Source organism: Alistipes sp. HGB5 (assembly GCF_000183485.2).
In the GTDB taxonomy this organism is placed as follows: Bacteria; Bacteroidota; Bacteroidia; order Bacteroidales; family Rikenellaceae; genus Alistipes; species Alistipes finegoldii.
Genome location: NZ_AENZ01000065.1, coordinates 17,244 through 32,787 on the forward strand (window position 1 = coordinate 17,244; position 15,544 = coordinate 32,787).

At 62.1% G+C, this 15,544-nt stretch carries 10 protein-coding genes; 6 read left to right on the forward strand and 4 right to left on the reverse strand.

The genetic code is table 11. From position 1 onward, the window contains the following. Positions 1-11: 11 nt before the first annotated feature. Together HMPREF9720_RS11265 and HMPREF9720_RS11270 are read left to right on the forward strand one after the other, a co-directional pair. Entirely contained in the window at positions 12-512 is a 501-nt protein-coding gene (locus tag HMPREF9720_RS11265) for a prolyl-tRNA synthetase associated domain-containing protein (RefSeq protein ID WP_009598491.1), read from the forward strand. Between the two features lie 234 nt (positions 513-746). Beyond that, entirely contained in the window at positions 747-1,199 is a 453-nt protein-coding gene (locus HMPREF9720_RS11270) for a hypothetical protein (protein WP_022044019.1), read from the forward strand. Positions 1,200-1,310: 111 nt separating this feature from the next. Here HMPREF9720_RS11270 and gpmI read toward each other — a convergent pair whose 3' ends face one another. Both gpmI and alaS read right to left on the reverse strand, forming a co-directional pair. Next, entirely contained in the window at positions 1,311-2,837 is a 1,527-nt protein-coding gene (gene gpmI / locus HMPREF9720_RS11275; RefSeq protein WP_009598467.1) for a 2,3-bisphosphoglycerate-independent phosphoglycerate mutase, read from the reverse strand. 257 nt (positions 2,838-3,094) lie between these two features. Continuing rightward, positions 3,095-5,716, reverse strand: coding sequence for an alanine--tRNA ligase (gene alaS / locus HMPREF9720_RS11280; protein ID WP_009598484.1), 2,622 nt, complete (start codon positions 5,714-5,716; stop codon positions 3,095-3,097). Between the two features lie 99 nt (positions 5,717-5,815). Between alaS and HMPREF9720_RS11285 the strand changes: the two genes are divergently transcribed. The 3 genes from HMPREF9720_RS11285 to HMPREF9720_RS11295 all read left to right on the forward strand — a co-directional run bounded on the left by HMPREF9720_RS11285 (position 5,816) and on the right by HMPREF9720_RS11295 (position 8,478). Beyond that, positions 5,816-6,814 carry a M23 family metallopeptidase gene (locus HMPREF9720_RS11285; protein WP_009598512.1) on the forward strand — a complete coding sequence of 333 codons (999 nt, stop codon included), beginning with the start codon at positions 5,816-5,818 and terminating at the stop codon, positions 6,812-6,814. A 3-nt stretch (positions 6,815-6,817) separates the two neighbouring features. Continuing rightward, positions 6,818-7,768 (forward strand): M23 family metallopeptidase, encoded by a 951-nt coding sequence (locus HMPREF9720_RS11290; protein ID WP_009598533.1) that lies wholly within the window; start codon positions 6,818-6,820, stop codon positions 7,766-7,768. A 62-nt stretch (positions 7,769-7,830) separates the two neighbouring features. Further along, positions 7,831-8,478, forward strand: coding sequence for an HAD family hydrolase (locus HMPREF9720_RS11295; RefSeq protein ID WP_009598468.1), 648 nt, complete (start codon positions 7,831-7,833; stop codon positions 8,476-8,478). Positions 8,479-8,484: 6 nt separating this feature from the next. On the opposite strand, the gene HMPREF9720_RS11300 is transcribed toward HMPREF9720_RS11295, so the two are convergent. Together HMPREF9720_RS11300 and HMPREF9720_RS11305 are read right to left on the reverse strand one after the other, a co-directional pair. Then, a complete protein-coding gene (locus tag HMPREF9720_RS11300) occupies positions 8,485-11,367 on the reverse strand; it encodes a PD-(D/E)XK nuclease family protein (protein WP_009598486.1) in 2,883 nt (960 codons plus the stop codon). Between the two features lie 218 nt (positions 11,368-11,585). Then, complete coding sequence (locus HMPREF9720_RS11305) at positions 11,586-12,293, reverse strand: GIN domain-containing protein (protein WP_009598489.1); 708 nt, start codon at positions 12,291-12,293, stop codon at positions 11,586-11,588. 106 nt (positions 12,294-12,399) lie between these two features. On the opposite strand from HMPREF9720_RS11305, the gene HMPREF9720_RS11310 reads away from it, so the two are divergent. Then, the gene (locus tag HMPREF9720_RS11310; RefSeq protein ID WP_009598498.1) at positions 12,400-15,543 is read left to right on the forward strand and encodes a UvrD-helicase domain-containing protein; all 3,144 of its coding nucleotides are present in this window, start codon (positions 12,400-12,402) and stop codon (positions 15,541-15,543) included. The last annotated feature ends 1 nt before the right edge of the window (position 15,544 follow it).

Consider the following 15,544-nt stretch of genomic DNA (forward strand, 5'->3'; position numbering starts at 1 on the left):
TTTCAATAACGATGGAAACGACCGACCGACGCCAAAAAGTCTTCGACTGGCTCGACAGCCACGGCATCGCCTACACGTGGTACGAACACCCCGAAGCCCCGACCATCGAAATCGCACGCCGATACTGGCGCGACGACGGCTCGAAGCACTGCAAGAACCTTTTTTTCCGTAACCACAAGGGCAACCGCCACTACCTCGTGGCGTTCGACTGCGAGCAGAACCTCGCCATCCACGACCTCGAACGCCGCCTGCGGCAGGGCAAGCTCTCGTTCGCGTCGGAACAGCGCATGGAGCGCTGGCTCGGACTGCGTCCCGGCTCGGTGTCGCCCTTCGGGCTGATCAACGACCCGGAGCGCCACGTACACCTGTTTCTGGACCGGAATCTGGAGAGATTCCCGGCCTATTCGTTCCACCCCAACGACAACCGCGCCACGGTGGTCGTCTCCCGCAGCGAGTTCCTGCGCTACCTCGCCGCCGTAGGCAATACGTACGAATTCATCGAACTCTACTGACTCCGTCATGCGCAGCAGCGATCGCCGCAGACGAAAAACTTCCGGTCCGCGCCATCACCCAAGGCAGCCCCGGAGGTCCGCGGCGCGAAGCTTCTGCAGAAGGCGGTACGATTGCCGAAACAGCAGACGTTGTTCGGAGGAACCCACACCCGCACAAATTTCGTCCGGTTCCGCTCCACCATGCGCAGGAATTCATTATCTTTGACTATTGCAAAACCAAAAAAAAGAATCGGCATGAAGAAATTTACGCTCACCCTGCTCCTGATTTTCGGCACGGTTTCCGCGCTCTTCGCCCAGCAGAGCGTCCGGGAGGATATCTTCGCTTTTCTGAAGCGCGAAGGCTATGTCCCGACGTTCGACGAAGACAGGGACATTCTGTTCAAAGTACAGGGAATCAACTACTACGCCATCATAAAAGAAGTGGCGGACATGGATTACGCCTACGTGGAGGTATCGGCGAATTTCACTGCCGACGTCCCTTATGACAAACTGCTGGCGATTTCCAACGATCAGAACCGGGACAAATTCGTTTGCAAGTGTTCGGCGGAGCGAGACGGAGAGGACAACTGCTTCAAGGTCGCCATGGAATTCATCACAAACAACCGGACGAATACCGAATACCAGATGGCGCACGCCCTGCGTCTCCTACCCGGCTGGATCGAGAAGTTCAAGGAGGAGCTCGACTAAGAGCAGCGCGAAGCATCCGACCGGAAACCGTTCCGCACCCGGAACCGAATTCCGCCCCGAAACAAAAATCCCGCACTTTACGGTGCGGGATTTTTTGTGTCAGCAAGCGGGCTATTTCAGCTCCACGAGCGCCTTGCCGGTCATTTCGGCAGGCTGTTCGAGGCCCATCAGGCGGAGCACCGTGGGAGCCACGTCGGCCAAGATGCCGTCGTGCACCGACTTCACGCGGTCCGAAACGACCACGATGGGCACCGGATTGAGCGAGTGCGCCGTATTGGGCGTACCGTCGGCATTGACGGCGTTGTCGGCATTGCCGTGGTCGGCGATCATCACGACCTCGTAACCGTTGGCCTTGGCCGCTTCGACGACCTTGGCGACGCATCCGTCTACGGCCTTCACCGCTTTGACGATGGCCTCGTAAACGCCCGTATGGCCCACCATGTCGCCGTTGGCGAAGTTCAGGCAGATGAAGTCGAATTTTTGCTCACCGAGCGCGGCGGCCAGCTTGTCAGCCACTTCCGGAGCGCTCATTTCGGGCTGGAGGTCGTACGTGGCGACCTTGGGCGACGCGACGAGGATACGCTCTTCGCCTTCGAACTCCGCTTCGCGGCCGCCGTTCAGGAAGAACGTGACGTGGGCGTATTTCTCGGTCTCGGCGATGCGCAGCTGCCGCAGGCCCAGCTTCGAGACGTACTCGCCGATGGTGTTGGGTACGTTCTCCTTGTCGAAGAGGATGTGCAGGCCCGTGAACTTGGCGTCATAGGGCGTCATGCAGCAGTAGTAGAGCGGCATGGTGTGCATCCCTTCGGCCGGCATGTCCTCCTGCGTCAGCACGACGGTCAGCTCCTTGGCGCGGTCGTTGCGGTAGTTGAAAAAGATCACCACGTCGTTCGGGCGGATCATGCCGACGGGCTGTCCGTTCTCGTCGATGCGCACGAAAGGCTTGATGAACTCATCCGTCACGCCCTCGTCATACGACTTCTGGACGGCTTCGACCATGTCCGACGAACGTTCGCCGATGCCGTTGACCAGCGCGTCGTATGCGATCTTCACACGCTCCCAGCGCTTGTCGCGGTCCATGGCGTAATAACGGCCGATCACCGTAGCGATCCTGCCCGTCGTGGCGGCGAGGTGCTTTTCGAGGTCGGCGATGAAACCCTTGCCGCTGCGCGGGTCGGTGTCGCGGCCGTCCATAAAGCAATGCACGTAGGTATTGTCGAGGCCGTAGGCCGCCGAAATGTCGCACAACTTGAAGAGGTGCTCCAGCGACGAGTGTACGCCGCCGTCCGACACCAGCCCCATGAAGTGCATGTTCGCACCGTTCTTTTTGGCGTATTCGAACGCCGCCTTCACCTCAGGATTCTCCATGATCGAGTTGTCGCGGCAGGCGCGGTTGATCTTCACGAGATCCTGATAAACCACGCGGCCGGCGCCGATATTGAGGTGTCCGACCTCCGAGTTGCCCATCTGTCCTTCGGGCAGGCCGACGTTCTCGCCGTCGGTGCGCAGCTGGGCGTGGGGATATTTCTCCGTCATGGCCGAGATATATTCGGGATGCACGGTCGAAATCACATCGGCCTTGTCGTGATGGCCGTTGCCCCAGCCGTCGAGGATCATCAATAATACCTTGTTATTCATAATCGTTTGTTTTTAGTAATTATCTCATCTGTTTCGCTCCGGCCCATGCCGTCGCACCGTTTGGCCTGCGCACCGCCGATTCCCCACCCGGCAAATTTCCGCCGCAGCGCGATCGGGAACCGTGTCGGAACCACCGCCAGACATTGCGACCGGGAATTCGCCGCCGGAAATTATCGCCGGAAAATCACAACCGCCCCGCCGCAAATTCATCAGCCGGCAACTTGCCAAAAGGCGGTTCGCCGCCGGAATCGGACGGCCTAATGCAGCTGCGCCATTATCAGCTCCACGGCCTTGTCGATGGCCGCCTGCAACCCGTCGGGGTTCTTGCCGCCGGCCGTGGCGAAGAACGCCTGACCGCCGCCGCCGCCCTGCATCAGTTTCGCAGCTTCGCGCACCACGGCTCCGGCATTTACGCCCTGCGCCGTGATCTCTTCGCCGAGCATCACCGTCAGCATCGGCTTGCCGTCGTTGACCGAACCCTGCACGAGCACCAGTTTCGGAGCACGCGCACGCAGACAATAGGCCAGATCCTTGACGAATTCGGGCGTACGGTCGGTCTGCGTGGCGATCAGCTGCACGCCGCGGCGTTCGGGCGTCGAGGCGATGATCTTATCGGCCCACTGCGCAACCTGCTCGCGGCGCATGGTCTCGACCTCCTTCGACAGCGCTTCGTTGCTTTCGAACATCTTCTTGACGGCCTGCAGCACCTGCGGGTTATGCAGATAGTCGCTGATGTCGCGCATCGTATCCTCGGCGGCATAGATGATCTGCTCGGCGCGCTCGCCCGTCACGGCCTCGATACGGCGCACGCCGGCCGAAATGGCGCTTTCGTTCAGGATCTTGAAGAAGCCGATGTTGCCCGTGGCGCTGGTATGCGTACCGCCGCACAACTCGACCGACGAGCCGAAGCGGACCATGCGCACCTTGTCGCCGTACTTCTCGCCGAAGAGCATCATCGCGCCGCATTTCTCGGCCTCCTCCTTGGTGGCTTCGCGGTTCTCTTCGAGCGGATAGTTGGCCCGCACGGCGCGGTTTACGAGCATCTCGACCTCGCGCAGCTCCTGCGGGGTCATCTTCTGGAAATGCGAGAAGTCGAAACGCAGGACTTCGGGCGTCACCATCGAGCCTTTCTGCTCGACATGCTGTCCGAGGACCTTGCGCAGCGCCTCGTGCATGAGGTGCGTGGCCGTATGGTTGTTGGCCGCGGACTGACGCTTCGCGGCGTCCACGACGGCCGTGAACCCGGCCGCGGGATTTTCGGGCAGCTCCTTGACGATATGGATAATCAGTCCGTTTTCCTTCTCGGTGGCCACGACCGCGATGCGCTCGTCGGCGTTCTCGATATAGCCGATGTCGCCGATCTGACCGCCCGAATTGCCGTAGAACGGCGTGCGGTCGAAGACCAGCTGGTAAGAGGTCTTGCCTTTGGAGGTCACGCGGCGGTAGCGGGCGATCCGGACCTGCTCGGTCAGCGTATCGTACCCCGTGAAGAGGCTCTCCCTGATGGGGAACAACTCCACCCAGTCGTCGGTATCGACGGCTGCGGCGTTGCGCGAACGCTCCTTCTGGGCCTGCAGTTCGGTCTCGAAGGCCGCGAGGTCCACGCCGACGCCCTGCTCGCGGGCGATCAGCTCCGTCAGGTCGATCGGGAAGCCGAACGTATCGTAGAGTTCGAAGGCGTCCTTGCCCGAAATCAGCTCCCGGCCCTCGCCCTTGGTCTTTTCGATCACGCCGTCCAGCAGGTTGATGCCCGTGGCCAGCGTACGCAGGAACGAAGCCTCCTCCTCCTCGATCACCTTTTCGATCAGCGACTGCTGGGCCTTCAGTTCGGGGAACTGCTCCCCCATCTGCTCCACCAGTCCGGGAACGAGCTTGCAGATCGTCGGCTCCGTAAAGCCGAGGTAGGTATAGCCGTAACGCACGGCGCGGCGCAGGATGCGGCGGATGACGTAACCGGCCTTGACGTTCGACGGCAGCTGGCCGTCGGCGATCGAAAAGGCGATGGCGCGCAGGTGGTCGGCGATGACGCGCATCGCCACGTCGCACTTGGCGTCGGCGCCGTAAGCCTTGCCCGACAGCTGCGAAATACGCTGGATCGTAGGCTGGAAGACATCGGTGTCGTAATTGGACTTCTTGCCCTGCAGAATCATGCACAGACGCTCGAAGCCCATGCCCGTATCGACATTGCGGGCCGGCAGCGGCTCCAGCGAGCCGTTGGCCTTGCGGTTGAACTGCATGAAGACGAGGTTCCAGATCTCGATCACCTGCGGATGGCCCGCATTGACCATCTCGCGGCCCGGCTTGGCGGCGATCTCCGCCTCATCGCGCAGGTCGAAATGAATCTCCGAGCAGGGACCGCAGGGACCCGTCTCACCCATCTCCCAGAAGTTGTCGTGCTTGTTGCCGCGGATGATGTGGTCTTCGGGCAGGAATTGCTTCCAGTAGTCGTAAGCCTCCTGATCGAAGGGCACGCCGTCCTCCTCCGAGCCTTCGAAAACCGTGGCGTACATGCGGTCGGCCGGCAGTTTGTAGACGCCGCCCAGCAGCTCCCACGCCCACTCGATCGCCTCCTTCTTGAAGTAGTCGCCGTAAGACCAGTTGCCCAGCATCTCGAACATCGTGTGGTGATAGGTGTCGTGGCCCACCTCTTCGAGGTCGTTGTGCTTGCCCGACACGCGCAGGCACTTCTGGGTATCGGCCGCACGCGGATATTTGCGGGGCGCGTTGCCCAGAAAGATGTCCTTGAACTGGTTCATGCCCGCATTGGTGAACATCAGCGTGGGGTCGCCCTTCACGACCATCGGCGCCGAAGGCACGATCACATGGCCCTTGCTCTCGAAGAAGTCGAGAAAGGCGCGGCGAATTTTATTCGATTCCATATATAAGATTTTATCCGATTCTTTCGTTTGTGATTTCGGGTTGCAAAATTACACAATTAAAGTTAAATTTGCATCCTATTAACAGGAGTTTTTTCCACGATGGGGCAAAAAGGGCAAAGATCGGATACACACACGCTGACGCACGAGGCGCAGACACTGACGCGCGACGTGGTCACCGCCCCGTTCCGCCTGCGCACCTACCGTCTGATCCGCAAGATACTCATCGGCTTCATTCTCGTCTCGATCGCCAACGTACTCTTCTCCTACTTCTTCTACACCCCGAAGATGTACCGCATCATCCGCGAGAACCGCGATCTGGTGATCAAATACCGCATCCTGCAGGACCGCATCCGCACGGCGCAGCGCCACGTGGACGAAATACGCCACCGCGACAACTACGTCTACCGTTCGCTCTTCTCGACCGACACGATGTCGATCGAAGGCGTCTGGCAGCCCTACCCCGACACCAAATACGCCGCGCTGCTCGACGACGACTACGCCCCTCTGATGGTCGGCACGTGGCGGCAGCTCGACGCGCTGGCCCGCACGCTCTACCTCGAATCGGTGTCGTTCGACGAACTGCAGGCCTTCTCGCAGGACAAGGAGAAGATGTCGGCGGCGGTTCCGGCCATCTGGCCCATCGACCGTTCGGCGCTGCACAACAACCACATCGGCGCATTTTCGCCGCGCCGCTACCACCCCGTACTCCACCGCGTGCAGGCCCACACGGGCGTCGATTTCGGCTGCGACCGGGGTACGCCGGTATACGCCACCGGCGACGGCGAGGTGGAACTGGCCGTCGGCAGCGGCTACAACGGCGGCTACGGCTATCAGGTGCTCGTAAACCACGGTTTCGGCTACAAGACCCGCTACGCCCACCTGAGCAAGGTGCTGGTCAAACCGGGCGAACGCGTGACCCGCGGTCAGGTGATCGCCGAAACGGGCAACACGGGCCGCTCGACAGGCCCCCATCTCCACTACGAAGTGATTCACAAGGGTACGCCCGTGAATCCGGTCAACTATTTCAACCGCGACATGACCGCCGCCGAATACGACGACCTGATGGCGCGGATGCGTGAAACCAATTTCGAAATGTAACGTATGGCCGGAAAAAAGGACCTGATACGGCTTCGCAAGCGTAAGCGCCGCAAACAGAACATCATACGCGCCACGATCCATTTCTTCGTATGGGCGGGCGTCGCCGTGCTCTACTACATCGGTTTCTCGGTGTTCTTCGACACGCCCGTCGAGTACGAGCTCAAGCACTCGACCGACCGCCTGCGCCGCGAATACACGGCCCTCGTCCAGCGATACGACACGCTGACGACGGTGATGCGCAACCTCTCGGAACGCGACCGCAACGTCTTCCGCATCCTCTTCGAGTCGGACCCCTACGACTTCGACTCGGAGTACGAGCGCAAGCAGGCCGCCACCTACGAAAACATCTTCAACCGTTCGTCGCGCCGTCTCAAACGCGAGCTGCGCGAACGCGTGGCCGAAATGGAGACGCGGCTCGACGAGCTGAACGACACCTACCTCGACCTGCAGGCGCGCATCGACTCGGCCGGCAGCCGGTGCGACAACATCCCGTCGATCCAGCCCGTGATCAACAAGCAGCTGACGCTGCTCACGGCTTCGTACGGCATGCGCATCCACCCCTTCTACAAGACGCTGCAATCGCATCAGGGCGTGGACTACACCATTCCCGAAGGGTCGCGCGTCTTCGCCACGGCCGACGGAACGGTGCGCGAGGTGGCCCAGCGCAACTCGACGTCGGGACAGACCGTCGTCATCGACCACGGCAACGGCTACGAGACTTCGTACAACCACCTCTCGAAGATCGACGTCCGCAAGGGCCAGCAGGTGCGCCGCGGCGACATCATCGCCCTTTCGGGCGACACGGGCCTTTCGCTGGCGCCCCACCTCCATTACGAAGTCCGCTACAACGGCATGCGCGTGGACCCGATCCACTACTTCTTCATGGAGCTTTCGCCCACCGAATACCAGCGTCTGATGCGCATCGCCCAGTCGGGCATGCAGTCGTTCGATTGACAGTCTGCACCGAAACTCAAAAAACCGCGCCTTCTGCGGCGTTCCCTATTTTCCGCCACGACATGACACACCCCGGCTCCGAAATAAAACTGATCCTTCTGGATTTCGACGGCACGCTGGCCGACACCCGGCGTGCCAACACGCTCGCCTATGTCGCCACGCTGCGCGAAGCGGGTTATACGCTCACCGAAAAGGAGTATGCGGCCCGCTATTTCGGCATGCGGTGCGACGAGTTCCTGACCCGGATCGGCATCGCCGACCCGGCCGAACGCGAACGGCTGCGGCTGCGCAAGATCGCGCTCTACCCCACGTTTTTCGACACCGTGCGGCTCAATAGGCCGTTATGGGATTTCTGCCGGCAGTTCCGTGCGCAGGGCGGCCGCGTGTGGATCGTCTCGACGGGCAGCCGCGCCAATATCGACAACGCCATGCGGCATCTGGGAATCGCCGGACCGCAAGCCGTCCGACGTCTCGAAACGCCGGACGAAGACACGTCACGCAAAGAAGAGAGACTGCCGGAGGAAAACGCGGTGGACGGGATTCTTTCGGGCGCCGACGTCGCGCGCAGCAAACCCGCCCCGGACTGTTTTCTGGAAGCCATGCGCCGCGAGGGCTGCACGCCGCGCGAAACCCTGATTTTCGAGGATTCCGAGATCGGTCTCGAAGCGGCCCGCCGCAGCGGAGCGTCGTATTTCAGGGTGAAACTCTGAGCCGTCTCAGCCCCGTTTGCAGATTATCCGGAAATCGCAGAACTTGCACGTATCGGCGTCCTCGCACTGGCGGAACGGCACCGCGGGGTCGTACATTTCGGCCAGCTGCGCGCGCAGCAGCTCCTCGAAACGTTCGCGGTAAAGCGTATAGCGCGCCCCCCTGACGCCCAGCTGCTTGTCGTCCAGCTGCGGCGAATAGTCGGGGCGGTTCATGCTGCGGACGTAGTAGAGCGCGGGTTCGGCGTCGCAGCCCCGTGTATGGTGCAGGATCATCGAATAGAGCAGCGTCTGCAGGATATTGGACAGCCGCTGTTTGCCGGTTCCGGTGAAAAGGCTCTCCACGCCGTCGAACTCCAGATGCGGCGCCCCGGTCTTGTAGTCCACGACCCGCAGCGCGCCGTCGCCGAGCATGTCGATACGGTCGGCGATGCCCCCGAACTTCATCTCCAGCTCGCGCTCCCCGGCGCGGAACGGGAAGGAATAAGCCACCCGCTCCTCCAGTCCCGACACGGCGAACGCATCGTGCGCCGCATCGTAAGGCATCACCCCGCCACGCAGGTAGCGCGTGACGATATCCTTCACCAGCAGCAGGTTGCCCGTATAATCTTCGGCCGAAGCGCGTTCGTCCTGCAAATAATTTTCGTTGATCGCCCGCTCGACCGCCGCGGCGACCTCGCCCGAACGGATCATCGCCCGCAGGGTCTGGCCGGGATGCTCCTCGCCCACGATCCGGGCGTAGAGCGTCTGCACGGCGGCGTGAAGGATCGTGCCGAACATCGGCGCATCGACCTCCTCCGAAATCTCGTCGTCGGCTTCGAGCCGGGCCACGGAGTGGAAATAGAAGCGCAGCGGGCAGGCCACGTAGCGGAAAAACGCCGTCGGCGAAAGCGCGGCGGGACTTTCGGCATCGACGAAGCGTTCCAGCCGCCGCATCACCTCCCCGTCCTTCGCCACCTCGATCGGAGCCGTCTCGGCGAGGTTCACGTCCACCCCCACCTCGATCTTGCGCACGTCGAAGCCGCTCTCGTAATCCAGCTGGTAGATATAGCGGCTCGGCTCGCCCGTCGATTTGTCGTCGGCATGCGAACAGTAGAGCATATGCACACTCTTCGCGCGCTGGATCAGACGGTAGAAATAGTAGGCATAGACCCCTTCGTGGTGTTCGGGCGTGGGCAGTTCGTAGGCCGCACGCAGGTTGTAGGGAATGAACGACGACTGCGCGACGTGGTTGCCCGGAAAATTGTCGTCGTTCATCGAGAGAAGGATGACGTTCTCGAAATCGACATTGCGGGTCTCCAGAATACCCATGATCTGAATCCCCTCCAGCGGTTCGCCCTCGAAGGGGATGCGCAGCGTCTGCAAATGGCGGCGCAGCAGCGAGGTATACACCTCGGTCGCAAGCTCGATGTCGCATTCGTCGAGCGAGTTGCGCAGTTTGGTCACCTGCTCGGCGATGACGGCCAGAAATTCGACCCGCTGTCTGGCGTCGTCGCCCTCGTAGGGCTGGCGCGCCACGGCGGCGATCACGCCCAGCAGGTAATCGGACAGCTCGCGCCACTCCGCCGCGGGCGAAAAGATCCGTTTCAGCAGTTCGTTGCGGCCCAGCCATGCGGCATCGACCGAAATCCACCGGTCGCGGACGATCTCCTCGTGCATCGTGCGGGTCAGCGCGGCGTCGCACTCGGCGACATAGGGATGCGCCAGAATACCCGCCACGTCGGCATGGTAGAAGGTCCAGCCGCCGCCCTTTTTGCGGCGGTGGTTCTGCAGCTCCACAAGGCGTTCGACGAAGGTGTAGGCAAGGCTCTGCCGCAGGGGAAAACCCATCGTGACGTTCACACGGCCTATATCGGCGGGCAGGGCGTACAGCAGCGGCAGCAGCAGGTTTTCGTCGGTCAGCACCACGGCGGTCTCCTTGCCCAAGGCGGGCTTCAGCCCGGCGGCGACTTCGGGGTCCTCCTGCGCGCGGCGGCGTGCGAGGTCCGCGAGAATCGCCGCGGCGTATTTGCACTGCACGGCGTTCGACACGGCGGCCACGGAGACGACCTCCTTTTCGCCCCGCATGTTGTCGTGCGCGAATTCGGTCCGGGGCGGAAACAGCGCGACGTTCGAGCGCACGAACATCCCGGCCTCCTGTTCGGGGTTGTCCTTATAATAAGCGTCGTAATCCCAGTAGAAATCGGTTTCGGCGGCAACAGCAAGGAATTTGAAGAGCTGCTTTTCGCACTCCGACAGGGCGTTGAATCCCGCCACTACATACCTCCGCGGTTCGGGAAAGGCGAACGCGCCTTCGGCGATGCGGTCGGCGGCGGCCCGCTGGACCATGCCGTTGTAGGCGATGCCGAGCGACACGAGCCGCCGGCGGAATTTGCGGTAAACGGGGCCGAGCGTCTTCCAGATCGCCAGAAAGCGGCGTTTCTCCTCCGAAAGATCGGCCTCCTCGCCCAGCGAAGACCAGAACGACAGAATCTGCAGCTGGGCGGGCGTCAGGTAGGAGATGTCGGCTTCGATCTCCTTGATTTCGGAGATGTTGCGGAAGAGCATCTGCGCGTCGATCCGGTACTTGTCGATCGTGTCGAAGTCCGTGAGGAGCATGTCGCCCCAGAAATAGAACTTGTCGAACGGCTCGGTGTGGAATTCCGAATAGACCTTATAGAGTTCGGTGATGAGCCGCACGCGGTCGCCCGCATGCAGGCCCGATATTTCGCTCATCAGGTCGTCGACGGTCACCCATTCGGGCTGCCACATGGGCCGCCCGGCGATGCGCGTCAGGGCATCGACGAAAAACAGCCGCGCACGCCGCGACGGAAAGAGCACGGCCCTCTCGGACAGTCCCTCGCCGTATCGGGCATACAGGTCCCCGGCGACCTCTTCCAGAAATCCTTTCATAGCCGCCCTACAGTGTTTTCAGTCCCGTAAAACAATGGCATCCCCACCGGCCCCCGCCGAATCGTCTCCGTATCCCGACAGGTGCGCCGGTTACACCGGCAAAGCCAGACAGCTCCGCCGTCCGCCGCAGGAATACCCGTTCCACCCCGCCCGGAGAAGCCGGCAGGCCCCGCCGCAGGAGCGCTCCGGCGGGCCGATATGCGAAAACCCTTCATCCGCTACTCCACGCGGTTGATTTCGCCGCCCATGAACTTCGCGCCGCCGCGTACGATCTTAGGATCGCCCTTGTAGCTGATCCGCGCATTGGTCGTCGTCTTGCCCACGAAACGGTCGGTGATCCACAACGACACCTCGGCCTTGCTCTGGGCATTGACCTCGGCCGACATCACCTCCAGATCGGATGCGGCCACCTTGCCCGTCGATACATACAACGTCAGGTAACGCACCGAACCCGAAAGGTTCGCCGTGCTGTATCCCGTCTGCTCCATCTTGAGGTCCTTGACGTCCAGCTTCGCCGTCAGCGAAGCCTTGCGGTTGACCGTCACGTCGAGCACCGCGGCGTCGAGCGTCCCCACGAACGTCGCGGCCGCGCCCGACAGCGAAACGGCCCGCAGCGCGTTGTAATAGACCGTCACCTCGGTGCGTTCGGGACGGCGCGAATCGGGCTTCTCGCTGATGCGCAGGGTCTTGTCCTTGACCTCGGCGCGGAACTTGGTGGTGTAAGAGCCTTTGGTGTCGTATACGATTTTCGGGGCCTCGGTGTCGGGAACCCGGACGAATTTGACGTCCAGATCGGCATCGACCGCAACCGCCTCGAAGGTGGGCAGCCACTCGTTGCGCTCTCCGGCGCCCGCAGCGCCCGTTTCCTGCGCATAACCCGATGCGGCAAAAACCAGCATCACCGCGCTCAGAATCATCTTCTTCATACTTTTCGGTTTTAATACGTTGCTAATTTACGAAATTATTGCAAACCTCGGTTTGCCGTTCGGGATTTGTTTTGTACTTTTACTACCTAAAACGACATTTCGGACAGTGAGAGCGAAAATTCTGAACGCGAGCGCCGGATCGGGCAAGACCTACCAGTTGGCATACAAATACGTGCGCGACGTGGTCGAACAGCCCTCCATCTACCGCCACATCCTCGCCGTGACCTTCACCAACAAGGCCACCGAGGAGATGAAGTCTCGCATCCTCAAGGAGATACACCTGCTGGCTTCGGGCGGCGAAAGCTCCTACCTCGAAAACCTCTGCCGCGAACTGGACATGGACGCCGCCACGGTGCGCAGGCGGGCCGCGGAGGTGCGTTCGAAAATCCTGCACGACTACTCGCGCTTCACGGTGCTGACCATCGACACCTTTTTCCAGCGCATCCTGCGCGCCTTCATCAAGGAGCTGGGCATCGACCTCAATTACAATGTCGAGATCGAGACCGCCTCGGTGCTGACCAAGAGCGCCGACACGCTCATCGAGCAGATAACCACCGACCGCGACCTGCAGCGCTGGCTCACGGACTTCGTGCAGGAGCGCATCGACGAGGGCAAGAAGTGGGACGTCCGCGACGGCATCCTGACGCTCGGCGGCGAACTGTTCAAGGAGAAGAACAAGGAGGCTCTATCCCTCGCCCGCTCGCGCGAGGAGCTGGGCCGCATCGTCGGCGAAGCGACGGCGCGCGCCGCGGCGACCAAGCAGCAGATGCGGGAGCGTGCGGCCGAGGCCGTACGGATCATGGCCGATGCGGGCGTCGGGCCGACGGACTTCACGGGCAAGAGCCGCAGTTTCGCCCACTATTTCCTCACGGTCGCGGCCGGAGAGCTGAAACCCTACACCGCCACGGTCGGCAAAATGAGCCTGACGACCGAAGGCTGGGCGCCCAAGGGATCGCCCGCCGCGCCGCTCGCCGCCCGGCTGCAACCCCTGCTGCGCGAAATGTGCGATCTGTACGACGCCAACGTCCGCTCGTGGAACACCTGCGACCTGCTGCGCGAGAACTACCGCAGCTTCGCGCTGCTGTCGGACCTCTACGCCAAGGTGCAGCAGTTGTGCGACGAGCAGAACATGATGCTCCTCTCGGAGACCAAATACATCCTCTCGGAATTCATCGGCCACAACGACGCGCCGTTCATCTACGAGAAGGTCGGCAACCGCTTCGAACACTTCATGATCGACGAATTTCAGGACACCTCCGTCAAGGAGTGGGAGAACTTCCTGCCCCTGCTGCAAAACGCCATGTCGCAGAGCGAGGCGACCTCGGTGCTGATCGTGGGCGACATCAAGCAGTCGATCTACCGCTGGCGGGGCGGCGACTGGAAAATCCTCCACTCGCAGGCACAGGCGCAGCTCGACCCGGCCAGCACCGAGGTGGAGATACTCAGGGAGAATTACCGCAGCCTGCCCGCCGTGGTGGAATTCAACAACGAGATCATCGGCCGCGTGGTCGAGACCGACAACCGGGCGCTGAACGAGACGCTCGACGAAGCGGCCGCAAAGGGCGGCATCAACCCCGCGGCGGCGGCCGCACTGCACGACACCCTGCGCGACGCCTATCGCGGACACGCGCAGACTCCCCGCCGCCGGAGCGACCGGCCGGGCTACGTCTCGGTCTCGACCTTCGCCGAGCAGCCGCCCGTCGTGGAGCGCATCTGCGAGGTGCTGGACAAGGGATTCCGGCCGCGCGACATCATGATACTGGTACGCGGGGCCACCGACGGCGCCAAGGTCGCCGCCGAGCTGCTCGACTTCAAACGCCGCAACACCGATCCCCGCTACCGTTTCGACGTGATGACGCAGGAGGCGCTGATCGTGGGCAACGCCCCCGTCAGTTCGTTCATCGCCGCGTCCCTGCGGCTGTCGCTCAACCCCGACGACTCGCTGAGCCGCGCCGTCTACAACCACTACCTCGGCCGCGGCTTCGACCGCCCGCTGTCCGACGACGAACGGACGTTCTTCCGCTCGATCCGCCTGCTGTCGCCCGAAGAGGCGTTCGAACGCATCGTCATGCGGCACGGTCTGCAGGACGACAAACAGCAGACGGCCTACCTGCAGGCGATCCACGAACAGATCATCGGCTTCTGTTCCAGCAAGATCGCCGACATCGCGCTGTTCCTCGACTGGTGGGAGCAGCAGGGGCAGAACCGTTCGCTGAGCGTCGAGGAGAGCGAAACGACCGTCGAGATCACCACGATACACAAGGCCAAGGGACTCGAAAAGCGCGTGGTGCTGATCCCCTACTGCTCGTGGCAGCTGGACCCCAAGTCGGGCGGCAACGTGACCAACATCGTCTGGGCCGAGGCGCACGGCGACGCCGAAGCCGTGGGACGCTTTCCGGTGAAATACAAGAAGTCGATGGCCGAATCGGGATTCTCGGCGGAGTACTACCGGGAACTGGTCTACTCGCACGTCGACAACGTCAATCTGCTGTACGTGGCGCTGACGCGCGCCGCCGAATCGCTGCATGTCTTCATCCCGCAAAAGGGCGGCAAAACCGTCGGCGGACTGCTCCTCCAAAGCATCCTCACCGACGGCGACAAAGCCCTCGCGGGCAGCGCCGAAGGGCGTTACACCGTCACCGAAACGGGCGAGCGGTTCGAATTCGGCCAGTTCCGCGGCCCGGTCGCCGACGGCGGCAAAACGTCCGGCGCCGAGCACGTCGTGCTGGAAAACTACCCCACGGCGCGCGCCGACCTGCGCCTGCGCCTGCCCTCGCAGCGTTATTTCGAGCAGGAGGAAGAGGTGGAACTCTCGCCCCGCAATTTCGGCATCCTGATGCACAAGGCCTTCGAAAACGCCGACGACGAGGAGCAGATACGCCTCGCCGTGGAGCGGATGCAGGCCGACGGCACGCTTTCCGCCGCCGAAGCCGCCGCCCTGCGGCGGATGATCGCCCGCGCGCTGGCACACCCCGCGGCCCGCGAATGGTTCGCCGGGGGCTGGGAGCGCGTGCGCAACGAAAACGAAATCATCATTCCCGGCGGCTCCTCCGCGCGGCGTCCCGACCGCGTAATGATCCGCGGCACGCGGGCCGTGGTCGTGGACTACAAGTTCGGCGGCCGCGAACCCGAACGCTACCGCCGTCAGGTGCGCGAATACCTCGCCCTGCTGCGGCAGATGGGCTACACCGAAACCGAGGGGTATTTGTGGTACGTGAAACTGGGAAGAATCGAAAAGGTGGAGGAATGAC